Below are 21,029 nucleotides of genomic sequence, written 5' to 3' on the forward strand. Positions count from 1 at the left end.
TCGCGGGCCAGTGGCAGATGATAGCAGCCTGTCACACAGGCGTCATCCAACATGGGCGATCCTGTGGTGCATCCCGCCAAATGCGCGGTTTACCACGGTTTTCAATCAAAATCTCCAAATAAAAATGGCCACCAATTGCTTGGCAGCCATTTTCATTGACCCGGCTTTACGGCCGGGAATGACGCGGATTACTTGCCGTTCAAGCCACGGCGTTCCAGCAGCGGCTCGATCTTCGCATCGCGGCCGCGGAAGTTGCGGTAAATGTCCAGCGCATCGGCGCTGCCGCCGCGCGACAGCAGCTTGGCGCGGAACCAGTCGCCGTTCTTGCGCGTCAGGCCGCCGTTTTCCTTGAACCACTCGACCGTGTCGGCATCGAGCTTTTCCGACCACAGGTAGGCGTAGTAGCCGGCCGAGTAGCCGCCCGCGAACGCGTGCGAGAAATACGTGGTGCGGTAGCGCGGCGGCGCCGGGGCGAAATCGACGCCCGCGTCCGCCAGCGCGGCTTTCTCGAAGGCGACCACGTCGGTCGGGATCTGTGCCGGCGTCAGCTGGTGCCAGCGCTGGTCCAGCAGGGCCGATGCCAGGTATTCCGTCGTTTTATAACCCTGGTTGAAATTGTCGGCCGCCGTCACTTTCGCCAGCAGCTCGGCCGGGATGGCCGCGCCCGTCTGGTAGTGCTTGGCGTAGTTTTGCAGCACTTCCGGCCACAGGGCCCACATTTCATTGACTTGCGACGGGTATTCGACGAAGTCGCGCGGCACGCTGGTGCCGGCGAAGCGCGGGTATTTCACGTTCGAGAACATGCCGTGCAGCGCATGGCCGAATTCGTGGAACATGGTGTTGACTTCGTCAAACGTCATCAGGGTCGGCTGGCCCGCTTCCGGTTTCGGAATGTTCAGGTTATTCGCGATGACGGGCTTGCGGTTCAGCAAGCCCGACTGGCCCACGTAGGCATTCGCCCAGGCGCCGCCACGCTTGTTGCTGCGCGCGTAAGGGTCCAGGGTGAAGATGGCCAGCTGCGTGCCGTCTTCGTTGAAGACGTCGTACACCAGCATGTCGGCGTTGTAGACCGGCAAGTCGGTACGCTGCTTGAAGGTCAGGCCGTACAGCTTGCCGGCGGCGAAGAACACGCCCTTGGTCAGCACGCTGTGCATTTCAAAGTACGGCTTGAGTTGATTTTCATCAAAGCTGTAGCGTTCGGCGCGTACCTTGTCGCTGTAGAAAGCCCAGTCGGCGGCGCCCACCTTGAAGCCGCCCTTGCCCGCATCGATGACCTTCTGGATATCGTCCGCTTCACGGCGCGCATTGACGACGGCCGGCTTGGCCAGCTCGCCCAGCAGTGCGTTCACGGCGGTGGTGTTCTTCGCCGTCTGGTCTTCCAGCGAATACGCCGCGTAGTTCGGGTAGCCCATCAGCGCGGCCCGTTCGGCGCGCAGTTTCGCCAGGTCCAGCACTTCCTGGGTGTTGTCGAACTCGCCGCCGCGGCTGCCGCGCGCCTGCGAGGCGGCCATGATGCGTTCGCGCAAGGCGCGGTTGGTCAGCTGCGACAGCGGCGCCTGGCCCGTCGTGTTGACGAGGGCGATCACGTACTTGCCGTCCAGGCCGCGCTTCTTGGCCAGGCCGGCGGCCACTTCGATGGCGGCCGGCGACAGGCCGTCCAGTTCTTCGCGCGTGTCGACGACGACGGCCGACGCGTTCAATTCCTTCAGCACATTCTGCGCGAACTTGGTCGACAGGGCAGCCAGCTGGCCATTGTAGGCGCGCAGCTTTTCCTTGTCGGCGGCCGACAGCTTGGCGCCGGCGCGCACGAAGTCCGTGTGGTAGCGTTCCAGCAGGCGTTTCGATTCAGCATCGAGGCCCAGCTTGTCGCGCTTGGCGTACAGCGTATTGATGCGTTGGAACAACTTGTCATTGAGCATGATCGCGTCGCTGTGGGCGGCCATCTTCGGCGCCAGCTCGCGTTCCAGGCCCTGGATCGTCTCATTCGTGTTGGAGCCGGACATCACCGAAAACACGGTGCGCACGCGGCCCAGCAGCTCGCCCGAGCGTTCCATGGCGACGATGGTGTTGTCGAACGTGGCCGGCTTCCTGTTATTCGCAATCGCGTTGATTTCCGCCAGGTGGGCGGCCATGCCTGCCGTAAAGGCGGGCGCATAGTCGGCGTCCTGCACCTTGTCGAACGGCGGATAGTGGAACGGCAGGCTGCTGGCCTGCGCAAACGGATTCGAGGCGGGCAGTGCGGTGGCCTGGACGGCCGCGGTAGCGGTCGGGGCGGCGGTGGCGGCAAAGGCGGCTGGTGCCAGCATCAGGCTGGCGGCGATGACGAGCAGAGTTGGACGGGTCATGTCTTCTTTCAAGAAACGCAAGAGTGCCGCGATTGTGTCGCGGGCCAGCCTGAAATAATAACAGCCAGAAACACTTGCGTCACCCGCAACTACCGATGGTAGCGATGTGCCCATATAGGAAAGGTTGTCATGCCTGATAGCCGCACATGCACGCCGATACGGCGGCGCCCCTGCCCGCACCATGAAAAATATCAATGCTCACATGAGCTGTATGGCATATAGTATCCATTCGGCAACAATAGACGGAGAATGCATGCACTTTGAACATCGCAAGGCACGCGCCCTGGAGCTGTTGAGCAGCACGGGCATGGCCCCCAGCCACTATGCGCCACCGCTGCTGCGGCTGTTATGGAAGGCTGGCGTGCAGGTGGCGCCGCCGCATTTCCAGTCCTTCCTGCGCACCACGCTCGGCATGGGACTCTTCTTTGGCACGTTCTGGGGCCTGGCCATGTGGCTCGTCGTGTGGCCGCTGCAGGCTGCCACCAGGCCGCCGTCCCCCATGACCGCCTTCCTGGCGGCCAGCGCGGCCGGCCTCCTGTTCGGCCTCGCCATGTCCACCGTCTACGCCCGCGACCGGCGCAAGCACCAGTTGCCGGCATGGACCGCGCTGGACGGTGAATAAGCCGGCAAGGCCCCGGTATCAATAGTGCGGCGGGCGCTCGTTGACCAGCCCGCCATTTGCCTGCTGCGCTCCGTCGCGCACGTGCTCGCCCAGCTTGTGCAGCATCGCTTCCAATTGGTCGATACGCTTGCCCTGCTGGTACACCATCTGGTTCAGCGACTCGACCAGGTCTTCCTGCTGCGCCAGCTTGATTTCGATATCGACGAAACGTGTTTCCATCTGTTCTGCATTGTCCATGGTGCTCTCGGTGATTGCTGACTGAAAGGGGGCATTCTACCGCCGCAGCGGCGTGCGCCAGGACAAACAAACGGCATTCTTCCCGGCGCAGCGCCGATTCCTGCCTATTCTCTCCTTATAGCTGGATCAAACCGCTTGACGAATGAGAACAAACGATTACAATGATTGAACCAACACCAACCGAGCCAGTGCTGATCGATACGCGCAAGACGGCCGAATACCGGCGCTGGGAAGACTCCCTGCACGATGTGGCGGCGGCCGCCATCGACGCACGCATCAAGCATTTGCAGCACGGTAAGAAGGGCGACTGGCGCCCTGTGGGCGAAGGCGTGTGCGAACTGCGTTTTTTACAGACGGGGCCGGGCTGGCGCGTGTATTTTCATGAAACGAATCGGGGCACCCTGATCTTGCTGCTACTCGGTGGCAACAAATCGAGCCAGCAGCGCGACATCAAGCAGGCGCAGGCGATCCTCAGGGAGCTGAAAGCCCGGCAGGCGGCCATCCGCAAAGCGGCGGCGGCATCCACAGGAGCACGAAAAAAATGAACCATCATAGCGACCATGACACCTTCGACCTCGACGACCTCGACGCGCTGGGATTGAGCAAATTTGACCCAACACAACACCTGACCAGCAAGGCCGCCGTGGCCGCCTACATGAGCGAAATCGTCGCCACCGGCAACGCGGAACTGTTCCAGTCCGCCATGAACGACGTGGTGCGCGCCTACGGCATGGGCAAGGTGGCGGCCCGGGCCGACATCACGCGCGAGGGCGCGTACAAAGCCTTGCGCGAAGGCAGCAAGCCGCGCTTTGAAACCATTTTGAAGATGCTCGATGCGCTGGGCATGCAGTTGGCCATCGTGCCGAAAACCTCGCCCGACGGCACCGTGGAAGCCTGAGCGTTCTTCAAGCCTTGGGCGCGGCCAGCAGCGCCTTCATGCGCGCCAACCTCTCCTTCGGCGAAATCACTTCCGCCTCCGTCGGCACGGCGTCGCCCACGTCCAGTTGCATTTCCTTGATGAAGCGCGACGGGTCGCAATGGACTTGCTCGCCGGCCCGCTTGCGCTTCTTGCACCAGGTGACGTGCAAGGTGCGCTGGGCCCGCGTGATGCCCACGTACATCAAGCGGCGCTCTTCCTGGATGCGCGCGGCGATGGTTTCGGCGGGCGCGTCCGCGTCGCCCTTGTGCGGCAGAATCCCCTCTTCCACGCCGACGAGGAAGACGTGGGGAAACTCCAGCCCTTTTGATGCATGCAAGGTGGACATGCGCACGGCATCCTGCTCCTCGTCCTTGCCTTCGAGCATGGTCATCAGGGCCACCATCTGCGTCAGTTCCAGCACGTTCTTTTCTTCGCCATCGCGGTCCTTGCCGCCCCGGCCCCGTTCCTTGAGCCAGTTGACGAATTCCAGCACGTTCTGCCACTTGCTTTGCGCCTGCCTTTCCTCGAAGGCATCGTACAGATACGATTCGTAGTGGATTTCCTTCATCATGTCGTCCAGCACTTCGGCCGCATTGTCGCCGCTGCCGGCCGCGCCGGGACGGCTGGCGCGCGATTCGAGGTCGTTGATGAAGTTGCAGAAGTCGCGCAGGGGACCCAGCTGGCGGTCCGTCAGCTTGGCCTCGATGCCGCCCTTGAACACGGCCTGGAACAGCGAGCATTGCCACTGCCCCGAAAACGCCCCCAGCACTTCCAGGGTCGACTGCCCCACGCCGCGGCGCGGCGTCGTCACGGCGCGGATGAAGGCCGGGTCGTCGTCCTCGTTGGCCAGCAGGCGCAGGTAGCTGATGATGTCCTTGATCTCGGCCTTGTCGAAGAAGCTCTGGCCGCCCGAAATCGTGTAGGGGATGCGTTCCTTGCGCAGGCATTGCTCGATGATGCGCGCCTGGTGGTTGCCCCGGTACAAAATCGCGTAATCGGAAAATTTATTTTTGCGCTCGAAATGGTCGGCCGAGATCATGATGGCGACCTGCTCCGCCTCCTGCTCGTCCGTCTGCATGCCCAGCACCTTGATCGGCTCGCCCAGGCCGTGTTCCGACCACAGCGATTTTTCAAACAGTTTCGGGTTGTTGCCGATGACGGCATTGGCCGCATTGAGCACGCGCATGGTGGAGCGGTAGTTCTGCTCCAGTTTGATGACGCGCAAATCGGGGAAATCCGTTTCCAGCGTCTTTAAATTTTCCACGGTGGCGCCGCGCCAGGCATAGATCGCCTGGTCATCGTCGCCCACGGCCGTAAACATCGGCTTCTTGCCGATGCCCGTCACCATCAGTTTCACCAGTTCGTACTGGCAGGTGTTCGTGTCCTGGTACTCGTCGACGAGCAGGTAGCGCAAGCGACGCTGCCACTTGTCGCGCACGGGGCCGTTATTGCGGAACAGTTCCACCGGCAGGCGGATCAGGTCATCGAAATCGACGGCCTGATAGGCCGACAGCGTTGCCACATAGCTGCGGTAGATGCGCGCCGCGTTGGCCTCGTCCTCATCCTTGGCCTGCGCCAGGGCCATGTCCGGATCGATCAAGCCATTTTTCCACAGCGACATGGCATTCTGGATGCCGCGTATCACCTGTTTATCGGTGGTAATGGCAAGGTCTTGCACGAGGGAAAAACAGTCGTCGCTGTCCATGATGGAAAAGCGGTCCTTCAGCCCCACGCCATTGGCTTCCTGGCGCAGGATCTTCACGCCCAGCGAGTGGAAGGTCGACACCGTCAACTGCTTGGCCTGCCTCGGCTGCTTGAGCAGCTTGGCGATACGCTCCTGCATTTCCAGCGCCGCCTTGTTGGTGAAGGTCAAGGCGGCGATGGTGCGCGGGTCGTAGCCCCGGTCTTCGATCAGGTGGGCGATCTTTTGCGTGATCACGCGCGTCTTGCCCGAACCGGCGCCCGCCAGCACGAGGCAAGGGCCGTCGAGGTAGGTCACCGCTTCGCTTTGGGGGGCATTCAGACCGAATTGTGGTGCTTTGGACATCAGGGTATTTCCGGAGGGAACAGCAGCCCATTGTAACAGCGTCGCGCCCGCCATTTGCACGGCGGCAGCTGCACGAAAAACAGGCAATGGCATTGATATATCGCCAAATGCCGCCATCTCGGGGCATGCAATGCGTGCGGCGCGGCCACCGCTGGAGTACCATTCCGCCTATATCGCCCGCGCGCGCCCACTTACCGAATGGCAGTCCTATGAAATTTGAACACCTGATTGAAATTAACGATCCGCTCAACCCGCTGATCGACACCCTGACCCTGGAACAGGTGTGGCGCGGCCTCGTCTTGCGCGCCGAGTCGCCCAAGCTGTTCGTGCCGCACCTGGACGAGTGCCAGATCAGCGAACACAGCGATACCGGCTTTTCCCGCAGCCTGCGCTATGGCGAGCTGGTCATCAACGACCGTGTGGTGCTGGTGCCGCAGCTGCAGGTGCGCTACGAAGTGCCGGCGCAGAAGGACATCAGCGCCTCCTCGCTCGTCATGACCATCGAGATGCCCGACGAGGCCAGCCTGTGGGTGCGCTTCCAGTACGACGACGGCCACGACGCGGCCACCGACGAGGCCAACGCCCTGTACGACGACTTCCGCCGCTCCGCCTACAAGGAGTCCGACATCGACACCGTGCGCATCATGCGCGAACTGGCGCTGGAAGGCCGCCTCGATGCGGGTTTGCTGAACTGAACACTCGCCCTACATGCGCGCGCTGCGACCCCACAGCTGGTCGGGGCGAAACTGCAGTCCCGCCTGCTCCGCGCTGAGCACTTCGCGGATGGCGTGCAAATCCACGCGCGTGTCGCGCCGCAGGGGCACGTCCAGGCGCGCGCCGCGCGGGCCGACCAGCGACTGCACGTGCGGCGTGGTGGCGTTCAAGCCCTTGCGCGTGACGACGCCGATCTCGCCATTCAACAGCTTGACGAAGGTGCCGACGGGGTAGATGCCCAGTTCGCGCACGAGCAGCGAGGCCAGCGGCGCGTCCAGCGTGGCTTTGTCCGCCGACAACATTTCGCGCAGGGCCGCGTTCGGCAACAGGGGCTTGCGGTAGCTGCGCGCGGAAACCCTGGCGCAGTAGCGGTCGGCCAGCATGATCAGCCGGGCGCCGACGCCGATCTCCTCGCCCGTGATGCCCAGCGGATAGCCGCTGCCATCGATGTTTTCATGGTGCTGCAGCACGGCCTGCAGCCAGACGGCGTCCGTCACGCCGGCCGCGCGCAGCCGCGCCACGCCCGCTTGCGGATGGGCGCGGATGTAGGCGCGCTCATCGGCATCGAGCGGCCCCGCCTTGTGCTGGAAATCCCCGTGGCGTTCCAGCATGCCCACGTTCATGCTCAGCGCGGCGAGCACGATGCTGCGCACGACGGCCGCATCGAGCTTCAGGGCACGCGCCAGCAGGGCAGTGACGACGGCCGTGTCGACGCTGTGGCGCACGGCAAAGTCGCCCGCGCCCTGGTTATGCAAAATGCAGGCCAGCGCCACGTCGGCGTCCAGCACGACCGCCTCTTCCAGCAACTGCGCCAGCGGCGTCAGTTGCTCCTGCGCCACAACTTGCCCGGCCGCGATGGCTGGCAAGACCAGGGCCAGGCCCGCGGTGACCAGGTTCAGCATGCGCAGGGACGAAGGCGCTTCCGTGGCCGCGCGCGGCGCCTCCTCGCGCATGTCGGCGATGACGCCGCGCGCCAGCAGCAGCTCGATCTGCGCCTCGCTGCTGATCACATGGCCCATCCTGGCCAGCAAGCTGCCCGTTTCGCCGTGCACGTCCCAAGGCAGGGCCAGGCCCACGGCCAGTTCCCCCGCATATATGCGCCGAATCTTCACATCGTCTCCGTGTCATCGCCAGCCACGACTGATGTTTACCATCCAGGCATCGTGGACATGAACCATTTGAAATGTTTTTTGCTTTTAATCAATATTTCAATGTGGCAGCGATGATCGCGCAATCATGTGAGCTTGTCTACAAAATTGTTTAATTCTTAAAGTTGCATCACACGCCGGGGGAGCAGTCGGCGCAGCCGGGCGCATGTTCCGGGTCTTTTTCCAGGTGCAGCGCCAGCTCGCGCAAGGCCGTGCGCACGCCTTCCTCGATGACGGGATGGTAGAACGGCATGTCCAGCATGGCCGGCACCGTCAGCCGCGCCTGGCATGCCCAGGCCAGCAGGTGGCCCAGGTGTTCCGCCCGCGGGCCGATCAGCTCGGCGCCGAGGAAACGCTTGCTGCCGAACTCCGCGTACACGCGCAGCACGCCCTGGTTCTGCAGCATGACGCGGCTGCGGCCCTGGTTGCCGAACGACACGGCGCCGACGGCGAAGCGGCCCGCGTGGCTCACGCACAGTTGCTGGTAGGTGGCGCCCAGGGTGGCGACCTGCGGCTCCGTGAAGGCGATGGTCAACGGCGTGCGGCGCAGGCCCGGCTGGACGTGGGGAAAGCGCGCCGCGTTCTCGCCGGCGATGCGGCCCTCGTCGGCCGCCTCTGGCAGCAGCGGCAGGGCGTTGTCGGCGTCGCCCGCGATGAAGATGCTGCTCTTGCCGCACTGCATGGTGTGCGGGTCGTGCAGGGGAATGCCATGGCGGTCCAGTTCGATTTGCGCCGTGTCCAGGCCGATCTGGTCCACGTTCGGGCGGCGGCCGATGGCGGCCAGCACGTACTCGAACTGCTCGGTCTTTTCTTCCCCGGCGCCGTCGCGGCTGGTCAGCATGATGGCGCTGCCGTCCGGCGTTTTTTCCAGGTGCGCCACGCTCGTCTGGAAGCGGATGTCGAGTTCGCGCGCCAGCACCAATCTCGCCTCCTGCAAGACCAGCGGGTCCGTCAGCTGCGCCACCTTATTGCCGCGCGCAAACAAGGTCACGCGCACGCCGAGGCGCGCCAGCGCCTGGCCCAGTTCCAGCCCGATGACGCCGCTGCCGACCACGGCCACGGAGCCGGGCAAGTCCGTCCACTCGAACACGGCGTCGCTGGTGATGACGCGCTCGCCCGCCGCCTGCCACTCGGGCGGCACGATGGGCGTGGAGCCGGTGGCGATCACCACGCTGGCCGCTTCGACGATGGTGTGTTCATCCACCTGCAATTTTCCGGGGGAAATAAAACGCGCATGGCCGCGCAGCTTTTCCTCGTCGGGGATGGCGTTGACGCCGTCGAGCACGAAGCCGACAAAACGGTCGCGCTCGCTGCGCACCCGCGCCATCACTTGCCGGCCATCGATGCGCACGGGGCCGGGATGCACGCCAAAGCCGGGCGCGGCAGCCACCGCATGGGCCGCTTCGGCCGCCGCGATCAGGAGCTTGCTGGGCATGCAGCCGACCCTGGCGCAGGTCGTGCCATACGGCCCGCTTTCGATCATCAGCACGCGCTTGCCCTGCATGCTCGCCGCCTTGCGCGCCGTCATGCCGGCCGTACCGCCGCCGATCACGGCCACATCCACTCGTATCGTCTTCATGCTGGGCTTACTCCCCGTTCAGGTTGCTGACAGCCTTCGATACTACCCGTTTGCCGAAAATAAGGTTTTACTTTGCTGCAATATATGCATTAGTATAACTAATCATTTTCAAAATTTATAAGCTGAGCTAATGGGATCACTCGATTATCGCGCGCTGGCCGTGCTGGACGCCGTGGCCAGCCATGGCAGTTTCGACAAGGCCGCCCTGGCCCTGGGCATCACCCAGTCGGCCGTCTCGCAGCGCATCAAGGCGCTGGAAGACGCCAGCGGGCGCTTGCTGATCATCCGTGGCCAGCCGGCCGTGCCGACGGGCCTGGGCCAGCGCCTGATCGTGCATCACCGCAACGTCAAGCTGATGGAAGCGTCGCTCGACATCGACCTGGGCAACAGCGTCAGCATGCCGGAACTGGCCATCGCCCTCGATGCCGACAGCCTGGCCACGTGGTTCCCCGCCACCTTGCCCGCCCTGCTGGCGCCGCCCCGCTGCCAGCTCGACGTGCGCCTGGCCGACAGCGACAGCGCCCTGCAGATGGTGCGCGACGGCACGGTGTTCGGCTGCGTGGCGGGCGCCTCCGGCACGGCCATCGACGCGGCGGCCGCCACCAGCGTGACGCCGCTGGGCACCCTGCGCTATGTCTGCGTGGCGACGCCCGTGTTTGCGGGCCACTGGTTCGGCGATGGCTTCAGCCCCGAAGCGGTGCAGCTGGCGCCGGCCGTCGTGGGCCAGCATGGCTTGCTGGCGCGTTTCCTCGCGGAACAATTGCAGATGCGCGAGCCGTTTCCGCACCACACTTTACCTGTAGAAACGGCGCGCCGCGCCTGCGTGCAGGATGGCCTGGCCTACGGCCTGATCCCGCAACGCCTGGCCGCCCCCGCGCTGGCGACGGAGGCGCTGGTGGATTTGCTGCCGGGCCGCACCCTGGACGTGCCCCTGAGCTGGCACGCGTGGACGCTGGACACGCCGTTTACCAAGCTGCTGTCCGAGCAGATCGTCAAGGCCGGGCGCGACTACCTGGCTTAAATGTCCAGCGGGTCCACTTCCAGCGACCATTTCACGCGCGTCTTCATGGCGCGCAATTCACTTAACCATTCCTTCAAAAACGCCTGCAGGGCCGGCCGCGAGGGCGACTCCAACAGCAGCTGGGCGCGGTCCACGTTGTAGACGCGCGTCATGCTCATGGGAATCGGATCATTGATGGTCACCTGCGGGTGTTCCATGCATTCCTTGGCCGCCTGCAGGAACTCGATGGCCGTGGCCAGCTCGGGCGCTTCCGCGCGCAGCAGGGCCTGGAACAGATACGGCGGCAGCGCCGCCTGGGCCCGCTCTTCCAGCAAGGTGGTGGCGAAGTGGTCGTAATCGTGGTGGACGACGGCATCGTACAGCGGATGGCGCGCATAGCGCGTCTGGATCAGCACCTCCGACACGCTGCCACCCTCCGTCTGCGCGGCCCGCCCGGCCCGGCCCGCCACCTGCATCAGCTGGGCGAACAGGCGCTCGCTGGCCCGGTAATCCTGCGAAAACAGGGCCGTGTCCGGGTTCAGGATGCCCACCAGGGTCAGCTTCTTGAAGTCGTGGCCCTTGGCCACCATCTGCGTGCCGATCAAAATGTCCACTTCGCCCCGGTGCACGGTATCGAACGCTTCCTGCGCGCTGCCCTTCTTGCGCGTGGAATCGGCATCGATGCGCAAGATGCGCGCCTCGGGAAACAATTGCTGCAAGCCCTCTTCCACCCTTTGCGTGCCGCGTCCCAGCGGTTGCAAATCGACGTTGCCACACGTGGGGCAATGGCGGGGGATGCGCAATTCCAGGCTGCAATGGTGGCAGCGCAGCCGGTGCTCGGGCTTGTGCAGCACCATGAACGAGGTGCAGCGCGTGCAATTGCTGATCCAGCCGCACGATTCGCAGCAGATCACGGGCGAATAGCCGCGCCGGTTCAAGAACAGCAGCGACTGCTCGCCCCGCTCCATGCGCAGTTTCAAGGCGGCTACCAGATGCGAAGTCAGTCCATCCTTCGGCTTGTCGCGCTCCATGTCGAGGATCTTGACGCGCGGCAACACAGCATTCTTGACGGCACGCTCGCGCAACTCCAGCTTGCGGTAGCGCCCCGTCTGCGCGTGGTGCCAGCTTTCCAGCGACGGCGTGGCCGAGCCGAGCACGATGGGTATCTGCAATTGCCAGGCGCGCCACACGGCCAGGTCGCGCGCGGAATAGCGCAGGCCTTCCTGCTGCTTGTAGGAAGGATCGTGCTCCTCGTCGATGACGATCAGCTTGAGCTTCGGCAGCGAGGCCAGGATGGCCAGGCGCGTGCCGAGCACGATGCGTGCCTGGCCCTGGTGGGCGGCCAGCCAGTGCAGCATGCGCTCGCCTTCGGACAGGCTGCTGTGCAGGGTGGCGAGCATGACGCCGGGAAAGCGCGCGCGGATATTGCCTTCCAGCTGGGGCGTCAGGTTAATTTCCGGCACCAAAATCAGGATTTGCGCATCGTCCTCGCGCGCCAGGACCTGGGCGCAGGCCTGCAGATACACCTCCGTCTTGCCGCTGCCCGTCACGCCGTACAGCAGCGTCGGTTGAAAGCCCCGGGCGCCGCCGATGGCGTCCGCCGCTTCCTGCTGGGCCGGATTGAGCGCCGGCATGTTCAGCGGCGTGCCGTCGTGCGCATCGGCCAGCTTGCCCAGCTTCTTGATGGCGCGGTCCAGCGCCACGGTGGTCAGCACGCGCAGGTTCTTTGGCAGACCCGGCAAGGCCACTTCACCGAGCGGGCGCTGGTAGTAATCGGCGGCAAAGGCGGCCAGCGCCAGCCATTGCGGCGACAGGGGCGCCAGCTGGCTGCGCACGGCCAGCGCATCCTTCAGTTTCGCGGCCGGCACGTCCGTGCTGCCGGACACGCCGACGATCAGCCCCATCACTTCGCGCCGGCCGAACGGTACCAGCGCCAGCTGTCCCACCTGCGGCAGCGGCATGGCGGCATCCGCCTGCTCCTCCGCGCCGGCGGGCGGGTTCCAGCGGTAGTCGAACAGGGCGTTCAGGGGCGTGTCGAGCGCGATCTTCAGGATGCACGGCGGCAAAAGGCACTGCGGCATGGGGGTATGGCCTATCTCAATAAAAAAGCGCGCCGCCGGGTCGATGGCGCGGCGGGATGTCAGGCGTCAAGCCAGCGGGCCATGATACTTGTTTCGTCCATCAAACGCCTAACGGCAGACAGCACGGCGTGCCATCGCGCCAGAAGAAAATTCTGTGGATAACTTTGTGGACAAAGCAAAATTAACTCCGGGAATAATGTGGATAGAAAATTTTGATCGCCGTCAAGGGGGCACGCAAGAAAATTAAATCATTTAAAATCAATGACTTAAAAATAGTGATCGGAAAGGTGAAAAATCACGGGACTTTCCGCCCTTCTGTGCATAACTGAGCCATACATGCATTTTTTACACAAGAATAGACACAATCTGCATGGCGAAAATCCATGTCTTTCTTGCCACGCGGGGGCAAAATCCCTGTTTGCGGGGCCAGGGCATGGCGGGCCGCTGATCGGGGGGTAAAAATTGTTTAAATATCATGCGCTGCAACATGCACTTCAGGTGAAACTTGAACATCGGCGCTAAGTCCCGGTTAACAAAATACTTTTCAATTTTATCCACAGAATCTGTTGATAACTTTGTGGACAATGAACTTATAAGCCTGCCGGGCAACAGAATAACCTTGCCCATCGCGGCAAGCCCGCGCCTTGGATGCATTTTTTAGTTCTTAATAATCAAATACTTGCATGCATTCCCCGGGCATGGCTTTTTGACTGCCTTTTATTTCCGCAGTAAAAAAAATTGTGCATAAGTCGGTATTGCCCCGCAAGCGACAGGCGTGAAAAAAGGCAGGCTTCCTGTGGAAAACCTGCCTTGGCTGGCTGCCGGGCGCCGCGCGCCGTGACGGCGCGCCCGTTTACTGGCCGCTGCGCATGGCGCGGCTCATGCTGTGCACGGCCTCCACCATGGCCGCCACCGATTCGGGCGGCGTGAACTGGGAAATGCCGTGGCCCAGGTTGAAGACGTGGCCCGTGCCGGCCGACGGCGCGCCGAAGGCGTTGAGCACTTTCGCCACTTCGGCGCGGATCTGCTCGGGGCTGGCGAACAGGATGGCGGGGTCGAGGTTGCCCTGCAAGCCCACCTTATGGCCCACCAGTTGGCGCGCGCGCGTCAGGTTCACGGTCCAGTCCAGGCCGACGGCATCGGCGCCGATGTCGGCGATCTGCTCGATCCACTGGCCGCCACCCTTGGTAAACACGATGGCGGGAATCTTGACGCCGTCCTTGTCGCGCTTGAGCTGTGCCACCACTTGCTGCATGTAGGCCAGCGAGAATTCCTGGTAGGCGCCATCGGCCAGCGCACCGCCCCAGGAATCGAAGATCATCACGGCTTGCGCGCCGGCATCGATCTGCGCATTCAGGTACTGCGCCACGGACGTGGCGTTGATGGCCAGGATGTGGTGCATCAGGTCCGGGCGGTTGTACAGCATCTTCTTGATGGTGTGGAACTCCTTCGAGCCGCCGCCTTCCACCATGTAGCAGGCCAGGGTCCACGGGCTGCCGGAAAAGCCGATCAGCGGCACGCGGCCATTGAGTTCCGTGCGGATCTGCGTGACGGCCTTGAAGACGTAGTCGAGCGAATCGAGGTCGGGTACCTGCAGCGCCTTGACGTCCTGCTCCGTGCGCAGCGGACGCTCGAACTTCGGGCCTTCGCCATCGGCGAAATACAGGCCCAGGCCCATGGCGTCGGGTACCGTCAGGATGTCGGAAAACAAAATCGCCGCGTCCAGCGGGAAGCGCTCCAGGGGCTGCAAGGTCACTTCCGTGGCGTAATCGGGATTCTTCGCCAGGCCCAGGAACGAGCCGGCCCGCTCGCGCGTGGCGCGGTATTCGGGCAGGTAGCGGCCGGCCTGGCGCATCAGCCAGACGGGAGTATGCTCGGTCGGCTGGCGCAGCAGGGCGCGCAGGAAAGTATCGTTCTGGAGCGGAGCAAATTGTGGCATGGAAGGCAATCAATAGCTTGGAGAAGCGGTATTATCGCATCCAATCGCCGCCATTTCATTGATTCCGGTGCGGCTTTGCAGCATTTGCCGTGCACGCCATGGCTTTCACTGCGCCTGCCCTTCCATTATGATGATGCACGCTGCCACGCGCCCTGACCCTGCCTGGCGGCCCTTGATCCCCCCACTACACGGAGCCCGCATGACATCGACCGCATCCAGCCCATCCGCCCTGAGCGCCCCCTACGGCACCTGGCCCTCGCCGATCAGCGCCGCCGTCGTCGCCGCCGGCGCCTCGCCGCTGACGCAGCTGGCCCTGGGCGGCGCCGATGGCGGCGACGTGTACTGGCTGGCGGGCCGCGCCAGCGAGGCGGGCCGCAACACCCTGCTGCGCCAGCGCGGCGCGCGCGTCGATGAACTGACGCCGGCGCCCTTCAATGTGCGCAGCCGCGTGCATGAATACGGCGGCGGCGCGTATGCCGTCGATGGCGACAACGTGATCTTTTCGCATTTCGCCGACAACCGCCTGTACCGCGTGACGGCCGGCGGCGCACCCGAGGCGTTCACCGCGGGCGGCAACATGCGCCACGCGGACTTCGTCGTCGATGCGGCCCGTGCCCGCCTGGTCGCCGTGCGCGAACAGCATCCGGCTGAGGGCCACGCGCAGCCGGAAAACTGCCTGGCGGCCGTCGGCTTCGACGGGCGTGAAACGGTGCTGGCGCGCGGCCACGATTTTTATGCCGCGCCGCGCCTGTCGCCGGACGGCAGCCAGCTGGCCTGGATCAGCTGGGACCACCCGCGCCTGCCATGGCAAGGCACGGAACTGTGGCTGGCCGACGTGCACCCGGACGGCAGCCTCGGTTCGCCGCGCCTGATCGCCGGCGGCGCGCGCGAGTCCATCTGCCAGCCGGAATGGTCGCCGAACGGCTTGCTGCATTTCGTTTCCGACAGCAGCGGCTGGTGGAACCTGTACCGCCTGCATGGCGCCGACATCGAGGCGCTGTGCCCGATGGAAGCGGAATTTGCCACGCCGCACTGGACCTTCGGCGGCAGCATGTACGGTTTCCTGTCCGACGACGAGATCGTCTGCACGTATATCCAGGCCGGCATCAGCTATCTGGCGCAACTGAGCGTGGCGGCGGCCAAGCTGGAGCCGATCCCGCACCCGTACCAGGAAATCCGCGAACTGCGCGTGGGCCCCGGCTTCGTCGCCTTGCTGGGCGGCAGCCCCACCATCGCGCTGGAACTGGCGCGCATCGACCTGTCGAACCACGAACTGGAAGTGCTGGCGCAGTCGATCGAACGCTTGCCCGCCCTCGCCTACCTGTCCGTGCCGCGCAGCTTGAGCTTTCCTAGCAGCAACGGCCGCACGGCCCACGCCTTCTTCTATCCGCCGAAAAACGATGACGTGCAGGCGCCGGCCGGCACCTTGCCGCCCGTCATCGTCATCAGCCATGGCGGCCCGACCAGCATGGCCAGCAATACCTTAAAGCTAGCGACGCAGTACTGGACCAGCCGCGGCATCGGCGTGCTCGACGTCAACTACGGCGGCAGCAGCGGCTTCGGCCGCGAGTACCGCGACGCCTTGCGCGGGCAATGGGGCATCGTCGACGTGGAAGACTGCATCGCCGGCGCCCGTTACCTGGCGGCCCAGGGCCTGGCCGATCCCGAGCGCCTCATCGTGCGCGGCGGCAGCGCGGGCGGCCTGACAACCCTGTGCGCCCTGACCTTCCACGACGTCTTCAAGGCGGGCGCCAGCTACTACGGCGTGTCCGACCTGCAAGGCCTGGACGACGATTCGCACAAGTTCGAATCGCGCTACACGGACTACCTGATCGCTTCGCAGCCCGAGGCCGAGGCGCTGTACCGCGAGCGCTCGCCCATCCACCACACGGATAAATTGTCGCGCCCGATGATCTTCTTCCAGGGCCTGGACGACAAGGTGGTGCCGCCGCAGCAGTCGCAGTTGATGGTCGACGCCCTGCAGGCGCGCGGCGTGCCCGTCGCCTACGTGCCCCTCGAAGGCGAGGGCCACGGCTTCCGCAAGGCGGAAAACATCGCGCGCACGCTGGAAGCGGAACTGTACTTCTACCAGCGCGTGTTCGGCCTGCCCGTGGCGGCCGGCGAGCCGCCCGTGCATATCGCCAACCTGCCTGCATGACGGCAGCGCACGCAGACCAGCACCTGCTGGACGAATTCGCCGCGCTGGAGCGGCACGAGCAGATGATCCTGGCCTTGCTGGCGATCACGGGCGAACCGGTGGGCAAGCATGCCGTGTACGAGCACTTGCAGCGGGCGAATGTCGTCGAGCCGGACGGCACGCCGTTCAGCCTGCTGACGGTGACACACATGCTGCAGCGCCTGACGCGGCTGGCACTGGCGTCGGAGATCGTCGGGCGCGGCTTTGCCTGCGAGGCGAAGCTGCGCTGGCCCGCCATGCGCGCCGCCATCGAACACCTGGTGTTCCGCGACCTGTGCCAGGCGATCGAACTGATCAATCCCGTGCGGCGCAACTGGGATGGCTATGTGGAGCTGCGCAGCTACCGGCAAGGCGTGGCGCGCCTGCGCATCGCCCTCTTGCGCAACGACGAGGTGCGCCACGTGGCCGCCATCCTGGCTGCGTGCATGGCCTGCTATGAAGCGCAGCAGCTGCATCCGCTGATCGAGATATTCGGCCGCCCATTCGAGCCGGAAATGTTGTCCTTCGTCATGCCCCAACTGCAGGATGACATCCTCGCCGTGCTGCTGGGCAATGCCCCCCGCGAACCGGCCACGGTGCACGCCATCCGCGCCTATGCGCGCGCCCACCACGCGCGCCAGGCGGCGGCCGGCGACCATATCGGCGCCGCCCTACCGCTGGCCCTGGCCGAGGACGCCCTGCTGTGCGGCGAACTCGACACGGCCGCCCGCTACCTGGCGGGCCAGCAGGGGCCGCAGGTGCTGTTTATCGACAGCAGTATCGCCCTCTTGCGCGGCGAACATGCGCACGCCGTGGCGGGCTTCGAGACGGCCCTGAAGGGGCTGCGCAAGGAGGCGGGCAAGCGCAAGCTGTGCTTCACGGGCATCGGCGGCCATTTGTACGTGCTGGCCTTGCTGCGCAGCAATGACGCCAAGCTGCTGAAAAGCGCGGAAACTTACCTCGACATCGCCCTGCACGCGCAGCCCAACCACGACAGCCTCGTCTACCAGCAGTTGAATACCTTGCGCCTGGTGCGCGCCGGCGTGCTGCAGGCGGACGCCATCCCCACGCGCAACTGGGAAACGGCGCTGCAGGCGCAACTGTTCCAGGCCCTGCTGTACTACTGGCTGGCCCTGCCGCAATTGAGCGAACGCAAGCCGCAGCTGCACGCGCTGGTGCAACAGGCGGACGCGGCCGGCTACGAGCTGATCGCGGCGCAGGCGGCCGGCTTGCTGGGCCTGATGGGCGAGCCGCAACAGGAGCGCTACGCTACCTCGAAGCGGGCGCAGCACGGCTTGACGGACATGGCGCCGTGGTTCGAGCGCCAGGAAGCGTGGCAGCGCCAGCTGAGTGCCCTCATCAACCTGCAGCAGAACGCGCCCGCCGAAGCGCTGGGCGGCGTCTCGCGCCTCGTGTGGCTGGTGGCGTTCGACCCGCGCTTCGGCTTGACGGCCGTGGAAGTGCGCGAGCAGAAGCGCGACGCGCGCGGCGGCTGGAGCAAGGGCCGCGCCATGGGCCTCAAGCGCCTGGCCGAAGAGGCGGGCGACATCGATTTCCTCACGCCGCAGGACGCCCGCGCGGCGGGCAGCATCGCGCCGTTCAAGCAGTACTATTCGTCGGCGCCCCGCTATGAAATCGAGCTGGACAAGGCCGCCGTGCTGCTGGTGGGCCACCCGCTCGTCTTCTGGCTCGACCACCCCGAGACGCGCGTGGAGCTGATCGCCGGCGCGCCCGAGTTGCTCATCAAGTCGCACGAGGGGCAGCTGTGGCTGGGCATGCAGCCGCCACTGCCCGACAACGGCAGCAACGTCGTGGTGCAGCGCGAGACGCCGACGCGCCTGCGCGTGGTGCACATCCTCGACGAACACCGGCGCATCGGCGCCATCGTGGGCCTGGGCCTGTCCGTGCCCCTGCATGCGGAAAAACAGGTGATGCAGGCCATCGGCGCCATCTCGTCCATGGTCACCGTACAGTCGGACATCGGCGGCGGCGCGGGCGACGCGGAAGCCATCACGGCCGACCACCGCCTGCACGTGCACCTGCTGCCGTATCAACAAGGCTTGAAAATGCAGATTCTGGTGCGCCCGCTGCGCGACAACGGCGCCTATTACGCGCCGGGCAGCGGCGCCGAAAGCGTGTTTGCCGATGTGGCGGGCCGGGCCGTGCAGGCGCGGCGCGACCTGAACGCGGAACGCGAAGCGCAGCGCCAGCTGATCGGACGTTGCCTGGTGCTGGAAGAGGCAGAAGAAGAGCATGGCGAGTGGCTGCTGGGCCAGCCTGCGCTGGGCCTGCAACTGCTGGTGGAGCTGCAGGCGCTGGACCCCGCCGGGCTGGTCTTGGCCTGGCCGGAAGGCGAAACCATGCGCGTGTCGAAACGCATCGACAGCGGCCAGATGCGCCTGAATATCAAGAGCGACAAGGACTGGTTCGCCGCCAGCGGCGACGTGCAGATCGACGAAGACAAGGTGATGGATTTGCGCGCCCTGCTCGACTTGATGCAGAACAATAAAAGCCGCTTCGTGGCCCTGGGCGACAACCAGTTCCTCGCCCTCAGCGACGAATTGCACCGCCGCCTGTCCGAGCTGGCCGCGTATGGCGAAGCGCATGCCGATGGCGTGCACATCCACCCGCTGGCCGCCTTCGCGCTGGAAGAGCTGGCCAACGACGCGGGCGGCGTCAAGGCCGATAAATTGTGGCGCGAGCACCTGCTGCGCCTGCGCGCCCTCGACGATTTTCAAGCGCAGTTGCCCAGCACCCTGCAGGCGGACTTGCGCGACTACCAGCTGGCCGGTTTCAGCTGGCTGGCGCGCCTGGCGCACTGGGGCGTGGGCGCCTGCCTGGCCGACGACATGGGACTCGGCAAGACCTTGCAGGCGCTGGCGCTGATCCTGGCGCGCGCGCCGAACGGTCCCACGCTCGTCGTCGCCCCCACGTCCGTCTGCATGAACTGGATCAGCGAGGCGCAGCGCTTCGCCCCCACCTTGAAGGTAAAACTGTTCGGCAGCGGCGACCGGGCCGACATGCTCGACACCCTGCAGCCCTTCGACGTGGTGGTGGCCAGCTATGGCTTGCTGCAGCAGGAAGCGGCGCTGTTTGCCGGCGTGCGCTGGCATACGATCGTGCTCGACGAAGCGCAGGCCATCAAGAATGGCGCCACCAAGCGCTCGCAAGCCGTGATGGCGCTGCAGGGCGACTTCCGCATGGTGGCCAGCGGCACGCCGCTGGAAAACCACCTGGGCGAATTGTGGAATCTGTTCCGTTTTATTAATCCCGGTTTGCTGGGCACGCTCGACCAGTTCAATCTGCGTTTCGCGGGACCGATCGAGAAAGATCAGGACAAGCGGGCAGCGGCCGGCGCGCGGCTGCGCCTGCGCCGTTTGATCGCGCCATTCATCCTGCGCCGCACGAAGACGCAAGTGCTGTCGGAGCTGCCATCGCGCACGGAAATCGTCCTGGAAGTGGAACTGTCGCCGCAGGAAACGGCACTGTACGAATCCCTGCGCCGCGAAGCGCTGGAAAAGCTGGCCATGGTGGAAGGACCGGCGTCGAAAAAGGCCATCCAGATCCTGGCGGAGATCATGAAGCTGCGCCGCGCCTGCTGCAATCCGCACCTGGTGGCGCCGGAACTGGGCCTGGCCAGCAGCAAGCTGGCGGCGTTCGCGCAATTGCTGTCGGGCCTGCTGGAAAACCGCCACAAGGTGCTCGTCTTCAGCCAGTTCGTCGACCATCTGAGCCTCATCCGCCAGCACCTGGAGCAGCACGGCGTGAGCTACCAGTATCTCGATGGCAGCACGCCCATGCAGGAGCGCAAGCGCCGCGTCGATGCCTTCCAGGCGGGAGACGGCGAGGTTTTCCTCATCAGCCTGAAGGCGGGCGGCATGGGTATCAATTTGACGGCGGCCGATTACGTGATCCACATGGACCCGTGGTGGAACCCGGCCGTGGAAGACCAGGCCTCGGACCGCGCCCACCGCATGGGGCAGTTGCGCCCCGTCACCATTTACCGCCTGGTGGCGAAGCACACGATCGAGGAAGGCATCGTCGAATTACACCAGCACAAGCGCGACCTGGCCGACAGTCTGCTGGAAGGCAGCGATGCGGCCGCGCGCATGTCGGCGGGTGACATGCTGGGCATGCTGCAGGAGGGCTTGAAGCGATGAGCTTGAAAAAATGCACGGGCAAGCCGCGTTCCATGCGATGATCGTTTTTCCCTGTTTCAATG

Annotated in this window: 14 protein-coding genes; 7 read left to right on the forward strand and 7 right to left on the reverse strand. The window is 64.7% G+C overall.

Translation table 11 applies throughout. From position 1 onward, the window contains the following. Window positions 1-188 precede the first annotated feature (188 nt). A complete protein-coding gene (locus AC07VL_RS24050) occupies window positions 189-2,345 on the reverse strand; it encodes a M3 family metallopeptidase (RefSeq protein WP_494808078.1) in 2,157 nt (718 codons plus the stop codon). Between the two features lie 253 nt (window positions 2,346-2,598). Between AC07VL_RS24050 and AC07VL_RS24055 the strand changes: the two genes are divergently transcribed. Continuing rightward, the gene (locus AC07VL_RS24055; RefSeq protein WP_494808079.1) at window positions 2,599-2,967 is read left to right on the forward strand and encodes a DUF6404 family protein; all 369 of its coding nucleotides are present in this window, start codon (window positions 2,599-2,601) and stop codon (window positions 2,965-2,967) included. 18 nt (window positions 2,968-2,985) lie between these two features. Here AC07VL_RS24055 and AC07VL_RS24060 read toward each other — a convergent pair whose 3' ends face one another. Then, window positions 2,986-3,204, reverse strand: a complete 219-nt coding sequence (locus AC07VL_RS24060) for a SlyX family protein (protein ID WP_070290273.1) — start codon at window positions 3,202-3,204, stop codon at window positions 2,986-2,988. Window positions 3,205-3,365: 161 nt separating this feature from the next. On the opposite strand from AC07VL_RS24060, the gene AC07VL_RS24065 reads away from it, so the two are divergent. Together AC07VL_RS24065 and AC07VL_RS24070 are read left to right on the forward strand one after the other, a co-directional pair. Further along, complete coding sequence (locus AC07VL_RS24065) at window positions 3,366-3,749, forward strand: type II toxin-antitoxin system RelE/ParE family toxin (protein WP_494808080.1); 384 nt, start codon at window positions 3,366-3,368, stop codon at window positions 3,747-3,749. Then, the gene (locus AC07VL_RS24070; protein WP_494808081.1) at window positions 3,746-4,102 is read left to right on the forward strand and encodes an addiction module antidote protein; all 357 of its coding nucleotides are present in this window, start codon (window positions 3,746-3,748) and stop codon (window positions 4,100-4,102) included. The genes AC07VL_RS24065 and AC07VL_RS24070 overlap by 4 nt, the downstream gene beginning before the upstream one ends. A gap of 7 nt (window positions 4,103-4,109) precedes the next feature. On the opposite strand, the gene AC07VL_RS24075 is transcribed toward AC07VL_RS24070, so the two are convergent. Beyond that, the gene (locus tag AC07VL_RS24075) at window positions 4,110-6,170 is read right to left on the reverse strand and encodes a UvrD-helicase domain-containing protein (RefSeq protein ID WP_086137636.1); all 2,061 of its coding nucleotides are present in this window, start codon (window positions 6,168-6,170) and stop codon (window positions 4,110-4,112) included. A 209-nt stretch (window positions 6,171-6,379) separates the two neighbouring features. On the opposite strand from AC07VL_RS24075, the gene AC07VL_RS24080 reads away from it, so the two are divergent. Further along, window positions 6,380-6,865, forward strand: coding sequence for an SRPBCC family protein (locus tag AC07VL_RS24080; RefSeq protein ID WP_494808082.1), 486 nt, complete (start codon window positions 6,380-6,382; stop codon window positions 6,863-6,865). Window positions 6,866-6,874: 9 nt separating this feature from the next. Here AC07VL_RS24080 and AC07VL_RS24085 read toward each other — a convergent pair whose 3' ends face one another. Beyond that, the gene (locus AC07VL_RS24085; RefSeq protein ID WP_494808083.1) at window positions 6,875-7,996 is read right to left on the reverse strand and encodes an HD-GYP domain-containing protein; all 1,122 of its coding nucleotides are present in this window, start codon (window positions 7,994-7,996) and stop codon (window positions 6,875-6,877) included. A 166-nt stretch (window positions 7,997-8,162) separates the two neighbouring features. After that, complete coding sequence (locus tag AC07VL_RS24090; protein ID WP_494808084.1) at window positions 8,163-9,611, reverse strand: dihydrolipoyl dehydrogenase; 1,449 nt, start codon at window positions 9,609-9,611, stop codon at window positions 8,163-8,165. 130 nt (window positions 9,612-9,741) lie between these two features. Here AC07VL_RS24090 and AC07VL_RS24095 point away from each other — a divergent pair, with 130 nt between their 5' ends. Next, entirely contained in the window at window positions 9,742-10,632 is an 891-nt protein-coding gene (locus AC07VL_RS24095) for an ArgP/LysG family DNA-binding transcriptional regulator (protein WP_494808085.1), read from the forward strand. Here AC07VL_RS24095 and AC07VL_RS24100 read toward each other — a convergent pair. Both AC07VL_RS24100 and hemE read right to left on the reverse strand, forming a co-directional pair. Then, window positions 10,629-12,692: a primosomal protein N' gene (locus AC07VL_RS24100; protein WP_494808086.1), complete on the reverse strand. Its 2,064-nt coding sequence runs from the start codon at window positions 12,690-12,692 to the stop codon at window positions 10,629-10,631. The genes AC07VL_RS24095 and AC07VL_RS24100 overlap by 4 nt on opposite strands. Before the next feature lie 853 nt (window positions 12,693-13,545). Next, window positions 13,546-14,631, reverse strand: coding sequence for a uroporphyrinogen decarboxylase (gene hemE, locus AC07VL_RS24105; protein ID WP_494808087.1), 1,086 nt, complete (start codon window positions 14,629-14,631; stop codon window positions 13,546-13,548). A gap of 199 nt (window positions 14,632-14,830) precedes the next feature. Here hemE and AC07VL_RS24110 point away from each other — a divergent pair, with 199 nt between their 5' ends. After that, window positions 14,831-16,789, forward strand: a complete 1,959-nt coding sequence (locus AC07VL_RS24110; protein WP_494808088.1) for a dipeptidyl-peptidase 5 — start codon at window positions 14,831-14,833, stop codon at window positions 16,787-16,789. Then, complete coding sequence (locus AC07VL_RS24115) at window positions 16,786-20,967, forward strand: SNF2-related protein (protein ID WP_494808089.1); 4,182 nt, start codon at window positions 16,786-16,788, stop codon at window positions 20,965-20,967. Before AC07VL_RS24110 ends, AC07VL_RS24115 begins: the two co-directional genes overlap by 4 nt. The last annotated feature ends 62 nt before the right edge of the window (window positions 20,968-21,029 follow it).

This window comes from Janthinobacterium sp. GW821-FHT03C08, assembly GCF_059420905.1.